Raw genomic sequence first — 15,120 nt, 5'->3', positions numbered from 1 at the left:
CCGGGTCATCCCCGAAGGGCACCCCGAGGCCGGGGTTGGCAGCGCGGGCAGCTGTACGAGGAGCGGTTCATGAACGACTCCCGCCGGATCGGCGTACCGCAGCGCCGGCACGGCTCGCCCTCGCGGCCGTACGCGTTGAGCGCGCGGTCGAAGTAGCCGCTCTCGCCGTTGACGTTGACGTAGAGGGCGTCGAAGCTGGTGCCGCCCTCCTTGATGGCCTCGGCGAGCACGTCCCGGACCTGGCCGAGCAGCCGCTGGGCGGCCGGGCCGGTGAGCGCGTCGGTGGGGCGGGCGCCGTGCAACCGCGCACGCCAGAGCGCCTCGTCGGCGTAGATGTTGCCCACCCCGGAGATCAGCGTCTGGTCGAGCAGGGCCCGCTTCACCTCGGTCCGCCGGCGTCGCAGCGCGGCGACGAACGCCGCGTCGGAGAACTCCGGGTCCATCGGGTCACGCGCGATGTGCGCGATCTCGGCCGGCAGGTCGGCACCGCCCTCGCTCACCGCGAGCCCGCCGAACGTGCGCTGGTCGACGAAGCGCAGCTCGGGCCCGTCGTCGGCGAACCGGAACCGGACCCGCAGGTGGGTCTCGTCGGGAGTGCCGGGCGGCTGGAGCAGCAACTGACCCGACATGCCGAGGTGCCCGACCACCGCGTCGCCGCTGTCCAGCGGGAGCCACAGGTACTTGCCGCGCCGCCGGACGTCCAGGATCGTCCGGCCGGCGAGCACGTCGGCGAAGTGCGCGCCGCCGGGTACGTGCCGCCGGACGGCGCGCGGGTGCCGGACCTCGACCGAGTCGATCCGTCGGCCGGTGACCCACTGGGCCAGCCCCTGCCGGACGGTCTCCACCTCGGGCAACTCAGGCACGACGGGACCCCTGCTCCTGCGCCACGTCGGCCGGCATGACCTGCGCCAGGTGGTCGGCCTCCTCGGCCAGGGTCGCCTGATCGGCGCGCTCCAGCGGCCCGGCCGTGTCGCCCCGGTCGGCCGCGTCGTCCCGGTCGGCTGCGGTGTCCTGGTCGGCCTGCTCGTGCTGGTCCGAGAGCATCCGCCAGGCCGCCTCGGCGGCACGCTGCTCGGCCTCCTTCTTGCTGCGCCCCTCCGCGCCGCCGTACCGGTTGCCGGCCACCACGACCCAGGCCGTGAACGTCTTGAGGTGATCCGGTCCGGTGCCCTCGATCCGGTACTCGGGAACGCCGAGGCCGAGCGCGGCGGTCAACTCCTGCAGGCTGGTCTTCCAGTCCAGGGCGGCACCCCGGCCGGCCGACTCGGCCATCAGCGGGTCGAAGAGGCGGTGGATCACGATCCCGGCGGTGTCCAGCCCGTACTGGAGGTAGATCGCGCCGAGCAGCGCCTCCAGGGTGTCGGCGAGGATGCTCGCCTTGTCCCGGCCACCGGTGGTCTCCTCACCCTTGCCCAGCAGCAGGTACGCGCCGAGGCCGTCCGGGCCGAGACCACGGGCCACGTCGGCGAGCGCCCGCATGTTGACCACGCTCGCCCGGAGCTTCGCCAACTGTCCCTCGGGCAGATCCGGATGGTTGTGGAACAGGGCGGTGGTGATCACGACGCCGAGCACCGAGTCGCCGAGGAACTCCAGTCGCTCGTTCGTCGGCAGGCCGCCGTTCTCGTACGCGTACGAACGATGGGTCAGCGCGCGTTGCAGCAGGTCCGCCTCCAGGCTGACGCCGAACGCGGCTTCCAGGTGACCGACGGACGCCCGCCGCCGCTTGTCGTTGCTCATGATGTGCGTACCTCGGTGTCGGTGGGGCGGTCGGTGCGGTCCGTCGCGGCGTCGCCGTCGAGCAACGCGGAGACCAGATCGGTGGCACGCCGCCGCCACAGGTGGGCGGCGAGGGCGATGCCGGAGGCGACGTCGGCGGCCCGGGCGGAGCCGTGACAGACGACGACGGTCCCCGCGACGCCCAGCAGGGCCGCCGCGCGGGGAGCGCCACCCTCGGCGGGTGGGCCGCCGGCCATGGCGTACGCGCCCTCGATCGCCTTGAGCAGCACGTTACCGGTGAAGCCGTCGGTGACCACCACGTCGGCGCGCGCGCCGACGGCCACGTCGTACCCCTCGACGAGGCCGACGTAGCGCGCCCCGCCGGGCAGCGGTTCGACGGCGAGCAGGGGATCGGTGGCCCGGCGTACCCGGTCGCCCTTGCCGGCCTCGGTGCCCACCGAGAGCAGGCCGACCCGCGGTGCGGCGATCGAGTGGGCCACCGCGGCGTACGCGGCGCCGAGCACGGCGTGCCGGGCGAGGGTGGCGGGGCGGGGTTCCAGTGATCCGCCCACGTCGAGCAGGACCACCGGCCCGGCGACCGCGGGCAGGGTGGCGACCAGGGCGGGTTGGCGGATCTCCGACCAGCGCCCGAGCCCGAGTACGGCGGCGGTGACGGTGGCACCGGTGGCGCCGGCGGAGACGAGGGCGTCGGCGGTTCCGTCGCGGACGGCGGTGACGGCGGCCCGGACGGTGCTCTCCGAGCGGGCGGCGCTGGGATGGTCGGCCATGCCGACGGCGACGCGGACCGGCCGGACCGTGATCCGGACCCGCTCGGCCGGGGTGAGGGCAGCGATCAGCGCGTCGGCGACCTCGGTCGGACCGACGAGCAGCAGGTGCAGATCGGGGTCGGCGCGCATGGCCCGCAGAGCGCCGTCAACCACGACGGCGGGAGCGTCGTCCCCGCCGAGGAGGTCAACGGCGATCCGCGCGGTGCCCGGCTCCACCGGGACGCCGGCCGGAGTGGGCCGGGCGTCGGAGGGAGCCGGGGCACCGGGCGAATGCCAGGATGCGCGCGCCGCCCGACCTGGGGTCGGGGGCGTCACTCGGCGTCCAGGTCAGACCTCGAGAACCTGGCGGCCGTTGTAGGTGCCGCAGACGGAGCAGGCGGCGTGCGGCAGCTTCGGGGACTTGCACTGCGGGCACGCGACGGTCGCGACCACGGTCGCCTTCCAGTTCGCCCGGCGGGACCGGGTGTTGCTGCGCGACATCTTGCGCTTCGGGACGGCCACGGTTCTTACTCCTCTGTAACGGTCATTTGCGACAGGCCCGCCCAACGCGGGTCGATCTGCTGGTGACTGTGGTCGGCCGGCAGATCGTCCCAGTGCGCCCCACAGTCGGGGCACAGTCCTGGGCAGTCCTCCCGGCAGAGCGGGTTGGTCGGCAGCGTGAGCACCAACGCGTCCCGCAGCGCCGGCTCCAGGTCGATCAGATCGCCCTGCATCCGGCCCACCTCGTCCTCGTCGGTCGTGGCGTCCGTGGTGCTGTTCTCGTACGCGTACAGCTCCTGGATCGTCACGGCCATCGATTCGTTGATCTCACGCAGGCAGCGCCCGCACTCGCCCCGGACGGGACCGGTGATGGTCCCCGAGACGAGCACACCCTCGGACACCGACTGCAACCTCAGATCGAGGTCGAGGTCCGCGCCCTCCGGTACGGCGATCAACTCCACACCGAGGTCCACCGGTGCCGGCACGACCCGCTGGACCTCACGCAACGCACCAGGGCGGCGCGGCAGGTCCCTCGTGTCGAGGACCAGCGGCGACCTGGGGTCGAGTGTCGATGGCGAGTGCTTGGGCATAGTAAGACTCCGGCCGGTGAGAGGCCGACAAAAAAGGTTACCTGGGCGACCGCCCGGCCGTCGAACCGGGGGCGACGCCTGAGGCGCGAATGTCGGCTGGTGAGGTGCCGCTCAGAAGGGTAGCGGGCGTTCCGCCTCATCCCCACCGAAGGTGCCGATCTCCCGCAGGGCGTGCATCTTGTCGCGGCCACGCTCTATCGAGGCGAGGGCCCGGGTGAGGAACTGCTCGAAGTTGGCCAGCGCCGTGTCGACGTAGTCGTCGACCTCCTCACGCAGGCGCTGCGCCTCGGCACGGGCCTCGGCGATGATCCGGGCGCCCTCGTGCTCGGCCGACACGGTGATCTCGTTCACCGACACGAGGCGGGCGTGTTCTGCCTCACCCTCGCTGATGATCCGGTCCGCCTCGCGCTTGCCCGCGTCCATGATCTTGTCGCGCTCCTCCAGGAGCGCGGCGGCGCGACGCAGGTCGGCGGGGAGGTCCGCGCGCATCTCGTCCAGAGCGGCGATCATCTCGCCCCGGTCGACCATGCAGTTGTTCCGCGACATCGGGACGGAGCGCGCCTGCTCCACCATGGCGATCAGTTCGTCGATGCGATCGAGCGGGTCCACCGGTACCTCACTCCTGTCGTTCGTCGGCCGACCTCCATGATGCGGGCTACGGCCGGTTTCCCGCTGCGCCCATCATGGCCTGCCCGCCCCACCCGATCCCCCACCACCCCAACCCGGCGCGTCGCGACATGGTCACTCCCCGCCCCCGCCGCCCCTCGATTCGCGTCGATCTTGCACTTTCGGTCGCCGCAAAGCACCCCGAAACGGGGTGATCCGGAAACAGTAAGTGCAAGATCGGCGCGAGGGAGAAGGGCCGGGGTCAGGTCCGGGGTGGGGGGCCCAGGCGGGACTGGAGGGCCTCGCGGACCGGGTCCGGGACGTGCGCGGAGATGTCGCCGCCCCACTTGGCCACGTCCTTGACGAGGCTGGACGAGAGAAACGAGTAGAGCGGGTTGGTCGGCATGAAGAGCGTCTCGACCCCGGCCAGCCCGATGTTCATCTGGGCCATCTGCAACTCGTAGTCGAAGTCGCTGACCGCCCGCAGCCCCTTGATCAGGACGCTCGCCTGCTGTGCCCGGCAGAAGTCGACGAGCAGTCCGCGGAACGACTCGACCCGCACGTTGTCGTACGACGCGGTCACCTCGCGGAGCATCTCGATCCGCTCGTCGACGGTGAACAGCCCGCTCTTGGACTGGTTCACCAGAACGCCGACGATCACCTCGTCGAACAGCCGGCTGGCGCGGCCGATGATGTCGAGGTGTCCGTTGGTGACCGGGTCGAACGAGCCGGGACAGACCGCACGTCTCATGATCGGCGACCGTACCAAAGGGTGGTCTCGCCGTACCGGCGACTGCGCTGCGGGGTGATCCCCTGCACCCACTCGAAGTCCCTGGTCCGGCGCGACCGCTCCACCACCACGAGGGCCTCGGGCGTCAGCCAGCCGCCGTCGACCAGCGTCGTCAACAGCGCGGTGATCTCCGCGTCCGGCACGGCGTAGGGCGGGTCGGCGAACACCACGTCGTACCCGCCGCCGTCCGGACCGGCGGCCAGCACCGTCGCCACCTTGCCAGCCACCAGGCGTACGGCGGCACCGGCTCGCAGGGTCGCCACGTTCTCCCGGATCACCCGGGCGGCGCGCGGGTCGGACTCCACCAGCAGGACGTGCCCGGCACCCCGGGACAGGGCCTCCAGCCCGACCGCGCCGGAGCCGGCGTACAGGTCGGCGAAGCGCGCGCCGTCGAGGTCGACCTCGGACTCGACGGCGCTGAACAGCGCCTCCCGGACCCGGTCGGACGTGGGCCGGGTGCCGGCGCCGGGCGGTGCGGCGATCCGTCGACCACCGAGTGTCCCGGCCACGATCCGGGTCACCGTCTCCTCCTGCTCATGACCAGGACGCTACGCGATCAGCCGGACTCGACGGCCGACACGGTCGGTACCACCACGCGGACCATGTGATCACTTCTCGTATATCAATGATCTCAACTTCATAACATCAGTCTTAGCAAATCCTGAGCACTGTCTCACGCCGGGCGATATCGCTAGGGTCTGCCGGGTGCCGGCGACAACCCGCCGGCCCACGGCTCGGGAGGGCGCCTCTCCGAATCGGACGTGCGGTGACCGTCCACCGTCTCTCCCGTGCCACACCCCTGACGCTTCAGCACTCCAGGAGTACCCGTGATCCGTCCCAAGCTGTCGCTCCGGCGACCGCTGGCCATCCTGGGAGCCGCCATCGTCGGCCTCACCGGGGTCGTCGCGGTGGCCGCCCCAGCCAGCGCGCACCACACCACGATCAAGGCCACCGTCGACTGCGACCGGCAGACCGGCGAGCGCGTGATCACGTGGAACGTGGAGAACAGCGAGCGCGACAAGGCCGTGACGCTCCAGCGGGTGACCGCGGAGCCGGCGACGCCGGTGACCGTGCCCGTCGAGGGCGCCAAGGCGGTGCCGCTGCAGGGCTATGTCATCAAGAAGGCCGGCTCCGTGCAGGCCGTCCAGCGGGTGCCGGGCAACACCGCCAGCGCCAAGCTCGTGGTGTTCGGCAAGTGGAAGAAGAACGGCCAGGAAGCCACCAACGACGGCAGCATCACCATCCCCGCCGACCAGTCGTGCGCTCCGGCCCCGAAGTGCGTCGAGCTCGACAAGGCCAAGTACAGCCACACCTTCGACGGCACGAAGGGCACCGCCACCGTCAAGCTCGACGGTGACCTGCCGCTCTGCGGCGAGGGCAAGCAGTACTTCACGCTGGTGTCGTACTTCGCGCCGCGGCCGCAGTTCGCCACCCCGCAGTACGTCTACGGCACGCCGGACAGCGACTTCGTCAGCGCCACCCAGACCGAGATCACGCTGAACGTGGAGATCCCGGACTGCCACACCCAGGTCGACCTCATCTGGGGCGACAAGGACCAGGTCATCGACGAGATCGTCGACGGCGGCAAGCGCTACGACAACAAGAAGCTGGGCTCGCCGGGCGCCCCGGGCAACCGGTCCAAGGGCCCGCAGGGCTGGTACAACGGCGGCAGCAAGAGCTGCGCTACCCCGGCCTCGACCTTCGCGTCCAACTGCGACGGTTCGGTCGCCGTGTCGCTGAGCAACGACGGCAAGATCAGCAAGTACGCCGTCGAGTTCGAGGTCAAGGGCGAGAACGGCTTCACCAAGAAGGTCTCCGTCGCCCCGGGCAAGGCCGACACCAGCATCGTGGTGCCCGCCGCCGACGCCGGCAAGATCGAGGTCCTGGTCGACGGCAAGGTCATCGAGAACGGCACCTACTCGTGGGCGCGCCCCGAGGACTGCCCGCTGCCGGCCGTCACCACCAAGGCCGACTGCAAGGAGTTCGCCCTCACCGTCACCAACCCCGAGGGTGGCCTGCCGGTGAAGAGCACCTTCACCTACGGCGACAAGACCGAGACCCGTACGGTCGCGGCCGGCGCGTCGGAGACGGTGACCTTCAAGGCCAGCAAGGCCGAGTCGGCGCTCGTCGCCCTGCCGGACCTGGACCTGGAGCTGGAAGCCGTCTACACGCCGGAGGGCAACTGCGGCGGTAGCGGTGGCGGCGGCGAGGACGAGCCGGGCCTCCCGGTCACCGGTGCGGCGGCGGGCGGCATCGCCGCCGGCGCGGTCGCCCTGCTGATCGCGGGCGCGGTGCTCTTCGTCATCGCCCGTCGGCGTCGGGTGACCTTCACCGCCTGACCTGACCTGAGCTGAAGCCCGAGGGCGCGTCGACCACCCGGTCGACGCGCCCTCGGTCGTTGTGCGTTGACAGGTTTCGGGCGCAGTCAGCCGCCCCGGTTGAGTTCCCACCCTTTTCGAAAGCTGCCGAGGTATCGGCGCTATCCGAGGTAGGGGCTGTCACGGTCTTGGCGGGGTGCTGACAGCCACGGGCGCGTACAGGTGTGGGGTGACGATCATCTGGTGGTCGAAGCGGAGCACCGAGTTGTAGAGATGCACGGGGTGCAGGCCGATCTCCACAACGGACACGTCGTGGAGGGACTCGCACAAGTTGAGGGCGTCGCGTTCGGCGACGTGCGGGCAGTCAGGATCGGCGAACGCGAGCCGGGCCTGAGCACCGTCGGCGGCCTTGTCGGAGGTGAGCTGCATCGTGTTGGGCAGCAACTCCAGCAGGAACGAGTAGGCGTAGCCGAGCAGGTCGATCCAAGTGGTCGCGCCGGTAAGCAGCCTGACCCAGACATAGTGCGGGATATCGGCGTCAACGGGAAATGTGCGCGACAACGACTGCCGAGCTCGGCCAGTAAGACTTCCACCTCGCCGTCGCGCCAGCCGGTAGTCCGGCAGGCCGGTCAACCCGATCGCCACGTTCGACCACTGAAGCACGAGGGGCGAGAGGCCGATCGGCCACACCCGCACCAGACACCCAGTGAGGATGCTCCCGCATCAGTCCTCCGGGAAGACCCCCCGCCGGTCACTGCTCCATCCCGCGGGCGGCGAAAGCGGCGGGGCCTCTTGAGAAACCTCGATACGAGAGTCCATCATCTCGTCCGCCTCAACAAAGCGGACACTGAATTTCCTCTCGGGATAACTAGCTCTGAGCCTAGCGTGCCAGGCGTGAACCAAAATTGACGCCAGTTCCCGGTTAGCGTCCTTAACGAGATCAACCGGACCCCTGTTCTGACGAAAGATGTGAGCGACCTCGAAGACGTTGAAACTGTCAACGAACCTCGACCATGAGATGGGCTCTCGCTTCGGGTTGGGACCGGGCCTCCGCAGACGTCCGGCAATATACTGCGCATCGTCTCCCCAGAGAGCCACGAACACCGCCCCACCAATTTCCACGAGCGTGGGCCAAAAGAGCCGGGAGTACACCAAAGCCTGCACGGAGTCGCCCAGTTCGCTGATGTAGGAGACCGAATCGGTCGACTCTACGTGCGGATACGCCCGCCGAAGGATCCGACCTACCGCATCGTCCGCACTCACGGGTAGTTCATCAGTCATTACAAATATCCTGGTGGAATATGTTCGGGCACCTCTTCTCCAGGAAAAGCCTTCCCGGTGCCCTTTGGATACCAGAGCGGCGGAGTCATGCCTGAATGCATCCCTCCCGTCCCTCGGAACCGCGGCCCCTTCTGCCAACCCGAAGGCGCCCTGTCATTCTGAAGCCACGTTTGGTAACGCGTAACCTTGCCGTCGGCATCCCGTTCGAAAACCGTGTGATCACCTCTAGCAGCAGGATCCGGCGGCAGATCTTCGGCCCGGCCACGCTTCGGAGCTTGGAGATCGTCGCCAGACGTTGGGCAGTTGTGCACTAGGACCGGCGTCGACCCCGCGAGAACATGATACGTGTGGACGTCGGCGACGGTCAGGTCGCGCATCCAGTGCAGGCCGGTCCAAGTCTTGACGCTGACGATGATCTGACTGGCCCGACCCGCGTTGTCCTGCAACTGGTCGCCGGTAACGAGGTCGGCGGCCTCAACCCACACATGCTTGTTCGCGGCCCAGAACGGGTGGTGCCAGGTGGTGTGCAGGACCGTTGTGGCACCGGTCCTGGCGTCCTTGACCGTCACGTCGGCGAGGTCACGATCGGCGTTCTGGTGGAGGGCCGTGACCCGCTTTCCGGAATTGCGACCCGTCGTCGGGTCAGTCGCGGCTACCTTTTCACCGACACGTACGTCCTTGATGGCCTTGGTGCTGCCGTTCGCCATCAGGACCGGAGTGGCTGGGTCGAAACTGTGACACGGCGGCGTTTTCCCACCGGCGCCCTCTGCGGCGCCCTCGGCGGCCTTGCTGGCTGAGCCCTTGAAGGCGTTGCGGGTCAGGCCGTTGAATATCGCGCCGGCCTCCTTCTTCGCGGCCGCGCCGGCGGCTGCGGACGAGGCCCGCGCGCCCGCTCCGGAGAGCATCGAGGACACTCCGGCCTTGAGGGCTTGGCCCCCTACCGAACCCAGGCCGGCCATGACACCGCCGACGACGGCGCCTATCGCACCCTGGACGAGCATGCCGCCGAGGCTGAAGTTGCCCTTGTGTTCGACCTTGGTCTCGATGGCGTAGGTGACCATGTTGGCGGCGGCGCCGGCGAGGGCGCCGCAGGCGACTGCACCGGCACCCGTCGCGCCGATCGCGAAACCGCACCCAACACCGACCGCCAAGCCGACGGCGACGCCGGCGATGGTTGCCTTGTGGTCGTCGACCCAGTTGGCGGTCGCGGTGAACGGCTTCTTGAACTTGCAGCCCCAGCTGCACTTCTTCGGCTTCGTCGGCTTCGTCGGCGGCGGGCTGGTCTGGGCCGGGTCGGGCGCGGCAGCGGCTGGAAGGGCGTCGATTCCACCCGAGTCATTGATGATCATCAGACCGGCAGGATCCGCGTGGACCACCGGGCTGTTGTCGGCGTACGCGTAGCCCTCCATGGACTGCGGGTCACTGGTGGTCAGCATCGGGTCGACCGAGATGAACCTGCCGAGGGACGGGTCGTACTCACGTGCGCCCAGGTGGGTCAGGCCCGTCGGATCGACCGTGCCGCCTACGAAGCCCTTGGTGTTGACCCAGGGCCCGGTCTGGCCGCGTGCCGTGCCGAACGGCGTCTGCCGGCGGATGGTCACCGCCTGGGTCTTCTCGTCCAGGGTGACGTCCTGGGTGCCCTGGTGGTCGCTGGCAAGCCAGGTCAGGCCCTTGGACGTCCGCTGGGCGACAGTCCCACCGCCGAATGGATAGAAGCGGGTGCACGCCGCCGACGCGGTGCCGTTGGTGTAGCGGAGTTCTTCGTTCGGCAGGTACAGCGTCCTGCCGGTGGTGTCCCTGCTGATCAGGCGGTTGCCGTCGGCGTCGTAGAGGTAGCTGACGGTGCCGGCCGTGTCGGTGGAGCTTTGCAGGTGTCCCTCGGCGTCCCAGACGAGTGTCTGGGTGCCGTTCGGGCCCGGGCGAGTCTTGGTGTTGCCAGCCTTGTCGTACGTGTACGCCGCAGTCCGAGTGCCACCGTTGTCGGTGGTGGTGGTGCCGCGCAGCGCGTGGGGTTGCCCGGCGCTCGGATCGGTGGGGGCGCTGTCGTTGAACTGGTAGTCGGTCTTGACGTCGCCGTTCGGAGTGGCGTGGTCCATGAGTTGCTGCCGAGCGCCACCGAGGGTGTAGCTGTAGCTCTGCCAGTATGGTGCCGGTCCGCCAAGCGCGGTGGCGGTGGGCGCCGAGCAGTCGTCCGCCTTCGGTGTCCAGGCGTCCCGGATCCGTTGATAGCGGTCGTAGGTGAAGCACTGGATGTCGGTGTAGCCACCGCCGGTGGGCGTGTCCGCGATCTCGGTGACGTTGCCGGCATCGTCGTAGGTGTAGTGCATGTCGGTGACGGTGTTGGGGGCCACGCCGTCGCGGTGCACCTTGATCTCGTTGAGCCGGCCGGTGGTCTGGTCGGTCTCAAAGGAAAGATATGCACGGGAGCCGGTACCGCTGAACATGCCGGTGTAGAGCGTGTATTGGGTGGAGTGGGCCAGGGCGTCGTACTGGCTGTCCGACACGATGCTCGACTCGGTCGAGCTGCCGTACAGGTCGGTGAGGCTCAGTGGCTGGTCGAAGTCCGTGTAGTGGTTCAGGACGCTCTCGGCCTGCAGGTCACCGGTGGCGGGGTAGCTGAGCCCGCTGATGCTGCCATCGGGGTTGTAGCCCGAGCCGAAGACGTACGTGCCGCCGATCCCGGTTTCCGCGCTGGGGATCGTCACGCTGCTGATCAGGGGCTGGTAGTGCTTGTCGTACTGCTTGACGGTCTTGACGTAGCGGCGGTTGGTGTCGATACGGCTGGACTGGAAGAGCTGACCCTTCACCGGCGTCACGCCGTCGTCGAAGGTCGCTTGGTCGTAGTCCCACTGGGCGAGTTGCCCACTGGAGGTAGGGCTGGTGCCCTTGTAAAGGGCCGTCTTGCGGTCCAGGTTGTCGTAGGTGTACGTGAGGGAGACCGAGTTGCCGTCCGTGCTGCCGGTCACCCGTCCGTCGTTGTCGTACCTCTTGGTCGTCCTGCCGGCGTCCGGATCGGTGGTGCTGATCTGCCGACCGCGCAGGTCGTAGCCGTACACCCACTTGCTGCCGTCCGGCGTGGTGACCGAGTCGAGCAGGCCGCGACGGTTGTAGCTGTAGTCGGTGTGGTCGTAGTCCGTACCGCTCGCCGAGCGGGTGGGGTACTGCCGTAGCTGCACCGTCCGTCCACGCGCATCTGTCCAGGTGGATGTGGCGGTCGCGCCGGTCGGAGGCTCGACGTCGGTGTGGTCGCCGCCGTAGACGGTCGTGGTGCGCCAGCGCTCACTACCCTTGGGCGTGAACATCGAGGTGACGGGACGGCCGGCGCCGTCGTATACGGTCGCGGTCTGGTTCGGCACGTCCTGCCGGATCAGCGGCTGCACGAGGTCGGTGCCGGGTGCGCCGGTCTTGTCGTAGTAGGCGCCGTAGTCCAGCACCTGGCGACCGGCCGCGTCGTAGAAGGTGTCGGTGAGGATCCGCCCGCCCTTCGGCGAGGCGGTTTGCGTCTGCCGCGGCCTCAGCAGGCCGTCGTACAAGCTGTAGGACTTGGTGAGGCCGCCCTTGGGGTTCAGGTGGCTGGCCGTCACCGCGTTCACGCCGTCGGTGCGGATCAGGTAGTCGTACGCAACATCCGGCGTGTCCGAGGCGGGGTTCCGGCCGGGCAGCCACACCTTCGTGAGACGGCCCAGACCGTCGTACTTGAGGTTGGTGCTCAGCAGGTTGACGTCGGTGGTCGAGGTGGCCAACCCCCACGCCGGCTCCACGGTGGTGGTCGTCTTCCAGTCCATCGGGTTGGTGTCCACGGTCTGGGTCACCGGGCCGGTCCGCAGAGGGGTGTACGTGGTCGACGAGTGGTGATCGAGAGCGTCCCACGAGTCGACCGCGCGGCCGAGGTCGTCGTACGCGGTGCGGGTCAGTTGGACGTACGTCGGGCTGCCGCTGTTGTAGGCGCTCATCTGGTCGGTCTCGGTGACGTCACCGCGGGTGGGGGTGGCACCGTAGGCATGCCCGTCGTACAGGGTGCGTCCGTCGCCGATCACGTCTGCCTCGGCGATCGTGCCGGTCGCCTTCGCGCAGTCGAGCGCATAGGTCTGCACGCGGTGGGGCAGCGACACCAACCAGTCCGACGTGTTTCGCGGCTCGAACGTGGTCACCGTGCACTGCTCGTCACCGGTCACCGACTCGTCGCCGTAGTCGTCCTCCTTGACGACCATGCCGTACTCGTCGAAGGTGCTCTTGGTGTAGGTCCGGCGGACTCCTGGGCTGTGGTCGAGCGTGACCCTCGAGTGGGTGCCAGCGGTGTTGACGAAACGGGCGTCGACCGTGACCCCGTTGATCGTGCGGCTCGCGGTGGGCGCCGACTGCCAGGGGTCGTTGATCTCACCGGAGACCTCCGCCCCGCCGGGCCCGAGGAAGGTACGCGACTCGCGGGTCATCCCGGCGTAGGCGTCCTCGTCCGGCACCGAGCCGCCCTGCGAGTCGCTGACCGACACCGACCGGGTGCCGCTCGGCAGGTGGTCGCCGTTCATACCACGGAAGAAGGTCGATTCGGTGTACGTCTGCCCGCCCGGGTCACCGGTGGTCACGCCGACCTTGCCGTAGCCGCGCCACTGGGACCAGGTCTTGGCGTCGTCGGAAATCAGCCCGTCGTCGTCGGTGTAGTGCCAGGCGGGATCGCCGATGTAGGAGTAGTGGTGCAGGACGCGGGTGGACTGGCCCGTCTTGTCGGTCTCGGTGACCTCGTTGACGACGTACTTGTTGAAGTAGTCGGTCTTCTCGCTGAAGCCCGGCGGCGTCCAGCGGACGGGATAACACCGCATGGTGTTGTTCTGCGGTGAGGTGGGCACGCTCTTCTGCGCGACGCAGTCGCTGTCGAGGTAGTCGACGTGAACGATCGCACCGGTCTCGGTGTTGATGTCGGTGAGCCGCATCCAGTTCATCGGAGGCGAGTTGTCGACGGTGTCGACCCGGTTGGCCTTCGCCTTGCCGGTGAAGGTCACGTCCGGAAGCGTCGTCGTCGCGCCGACCAGGCCGGTGTGAGTGATGCGGTCCAGCCAGAGACCGGCCCGGGTGCCGTCCTCCGGATCGGGGTACGACTGCGTGAGCGTCCACTGCTCCACGTTGCGCGGCTTGCCGCTCGCCGCGTCGTAGGTGCTGGTCGTGACCGTGCTGAGACGCCGCGTGCTGTAGAAGGACGGCATCCGGGCGTCACAGACGGTGCTGCTCGTGCAGTTCAGGTCCCACGGGGTGTCCGGCCAGTGCTTGGCGTCGTGGGTGCCGCAATCGCCCAGGCATCGATTGTCGTAGTCGAAGGCGACCTGAGCCGCGGCATGTCCGGTGAAGATCGTGTCCTTGCCGGTGGCGAGGTCAGGCTCGACCCGGGTGCCGTAGCTGACGTGGTCGAGGTAGCCGTCCCGGACGTACGAGTGGACCTTGGTGGTCGTGGACTGGTAGTTGTTCGACTCGGTCTTGTACCAGTACGACATCGTGTTGTTGTGCGGGTCGACGACGTAGTCGAGGTTCCAGCGCCACGCCTGGGTGCAGGACGACGCGCTGAACGTGTCCTGGTGGCAGGGTTCCCCGGTCTGGTTGCCGAAGACCGGCACCGTCCAGGTCGAGTTGGTGGTGGCGCCCGTGGTCCAACCGGGCAGCTTGTTGCGGCCGAACCAGTACTGGGTGCCGTTCGGGGTGGTGACGACCCACCATTCGCCGCTGAGCGCGCCGTTGTCGGCGCCGGTCCGGTGCTCGACACGAGAACCGTCGTCATTGCGCAGGTGCCACAGGTTCGGCTTGGTGGCGTCCTTGATCAGGTCGCCGCCGGAGCCGTTCAGGCTCAGCGACGCGTTGTCGGTGGCCCAGCACTGGTCGTCGGCGTGCTTGTCCGCATCGCCAGCGTTGTTGCCGTTTGTGGTGTCGTCGCTGCACGGCTTGTAGCGGCGCTCGATGAAACCATTGGTGGACAGCTCGAAGCCCTCACCCACCTCCGACGGCTGGTTGTTCGAGGAGGCCATCCGCCCGTCGACAGCCTGCGACGAGTAACCGAGCTCGACAGTCGGCATCGGGCCGCCCATCGCCGGCGGCACCCGCATCGGGTACGACCAGGAGAAGTTTCCCGACGAGCCGCCCGCGGACCAGGTTCCGGAGGACGACAGCTTGGTCGCGCCGTAGCTGCCGGCGGGACCAGATGGCGCAGCCGTCAGCGCCATCAACTGATCGCCGCCGACCGCGACGTCGGCCGTGGCCCGCTTGGCGACCGTGTCGTTGCGGGTCGGCACCTCACTGGCTGAGCACTGAGGGCTTGTGGGCGAGGTCAGCGCGCAGTCCGGCAGCCGCACCAGACGTAGTCTGCTCGACCAGTCGGCGCCGTACGCGGTGGCGAATGTGCTGTAGTCCACCCCAACGCCGACCGGGGCGGCGGCCGTCGACCCGTCTGCGCGCCGCACCCGGAACAGCAGACCGGCAAGGCCCGCTCGTGCCGATGCTTGCTGGTCGAGCACGTCGACGTGTAGGCGGGACGGCGTGGCACCCGACCTCGTCGCGCTGGACACCGCCGG

The 15,120-nt window shown here is 68.8% G+C and carries 10 protein-coding genes and 2 pseudogenes; 1 reads left to right on the top strand and 11 read right to left on the bottom strand.

Going from position 1 to position 15,120, the window contains the following annotated elements; translation table 11 throughout:
• Positions 1-5: 5 nt before the first annotated feature.
• The 8 genes and pseudogenes from mutM to rsmD form a co-directional block, all read right to left on the bottom strand.
• Entirely contained in the window at positions 6-863 is an 858-nt protein-coding gene (gene mutM / locus ACQP0N_RS07120) for a bifunctional DNA-formamidopyrimidine glycosylase/DNA-(apurinic or apyrimidinic site) lyase (RefSeq protein ID WP_433118570.1), read from the bottom strand.
• A gap of 157 nt (positions 864-1,020) precedes the next feature.
• Positions 1,021-1,737 (bottom strand): annotated as a pseudogene (gene rnc, locus ACQP0N_RS07115) (ribonuclease III); the annotation flags it as partial.
• Positions 1,734-2,720: a phosphate acyltransferase PlsX gene (locus ACQP0N_RS07110; RefSeq protein WP_433118568.1), complete on the bottom strand. Its 987-nt coding sequence runs from the start codon at positions 2,718-2,720 to the stop codon at positions 1,734-1,736. The gene ACQP0N_RS07110 and the pseudogene rnc, both read right to left, overlap by 4 nt.
• A gap of 111 nt (positions 2,721-2,831) precedes the next feature.
• The gene (rpmF, locus tag ACQP0N_RS07105) at positions 2,832-3,005 is read right to left on the bottom strand and encodes a 50S ribosomal protein L32 (protein WP_030335284.1); all 174 of its coding nucleotides are present in this window, start codon (positions 3,003-3,005) and stop codon (positions 2,832-2,834) included.
• Between the two features lie 5 nt (positions 3,006-3,010).
• Positions 3,011-3,574 (bottom strand): YceD family protein, encoded by a 564-nt coding sequence (locus tag ACQP0N_RS07100; RefSeq protein WP_355051548.1) that lies wholly within the window; start codon positions 3,572-3,574, stop codon positions 3,011-3,013.
• A gap of 111 nt (positions 3,575-3,685) precedes the next feature.
• Positions 3,686-4,183 carry a hypothetical protein gene (locus tag ACQP0N_RS07095; protein WP_234590503.1) on the bottom strand — a complete coding sequence of 166 codons (498 nt, stop codon included), beginning with the start codon at positions 4,181-4,183 and terminating at the stop codon, positions 3,686-3,688.
• Positions 4,184-4,442: 259 nt separating this feature from the next.
• The gene (gene coaD, locus ACQP0N_RS07090; protein WP_433118565.1) at positions 4,443-4,931 is read right to left on the bottom strand and encodes a pantetheine-phosphate adenylyltransferase; all 489 of its coding nucleotides are present in this window, start codon (positions 4,929-4,931) and stop codon (positions 4,443-4,445) included.
• Positions 4,928-5,491, bottom strand: coding sequence for a 16S rRNA (guanine(966)-N(2))-methyltransferase RsmD (gene rsmD, locus ACQP0N_RS07085; protein WP_433118563.1), 564 nt, complete (start codon positions 5,489-5,491; stop codon positions 4,928-4,930). Before rsmD ends, coaD begins: the two co-directional genes overlap by 4 nt.
• Before the next feature lie 306 nt (positions 5,492-5,797).
• Here rsmD and ACQP0N_RS07080 point away from each other — a divergent pair, with 306 nt between their 5' ends.
• Complete coding sequence (locus tag ACQP0N_RS07080) at positions 5,798-7,309, top strand: cell wall anchor protein (protein WP_433118561.1); 1,512 nt, start codon at positions 5,798-5,800, stop codon at positions 7,307-7,309.
• Positions 7,310-7,478: 169 nt separating this feature from the next.
• Here ACQP0N_RS07080 and ACQP0N_RS07075 read toward each other — a convergent pair.
• The 3 genes and pseudogenes from ACQP0N_RS07075 to ACQP0N_RS07065 form a co-directional block, all read right to left on the bottom strand.
• Positions 7,479-7,825 (bottom strand): annotated as a pseudogene (locus ACQP0N_RS07075) (XRE family transcriptional regulator); the annotation flags it as partial.
• A gap of 186 nt (positions 7,826-8,011) precedes the next feature.
• Positions 8,012-8,569 (bottom strand): hypothetical protein, encoded by a 558-nt coding sequence (locus ACQP0N_RS07070; protein ID WP_433118559.1) that lies wholly within the window; start codon positions 8,567-8,569, stop codon positions 8,012-8,014.
• Positions 8,569-14,961, bottom strand: coding sequence for a polymorphic toxin-type HINT domain-containing protein (locus tag ACQP0N_RS07065; protein WP_433118557.1), 6,393 nt, complete (start codon positions 14,959-14,961; stop codon positions 8,569-8,571). The genes ACQP0N_RS07070 and ACQP0N_RS07065 overlap by 1 nt, the downstream gene beginning before the upstream one ends.
• Positions 14,962-15,120 lie beyond the last annotated feature (159 nt).

It is taken from the genome of Micromonospora sp. CA-246542, from assembly GCF_050942905.1.
Lineage (GTDB): Bacteria > Actinomycetota > Actinomycetes > Mycobacteriales > Micromonosporaceae > Micromonospora.
Note: the sequence above shows the minus strand (reverse complement) of the source record. Positions and strands in the feature narration are given on the sequence as shown.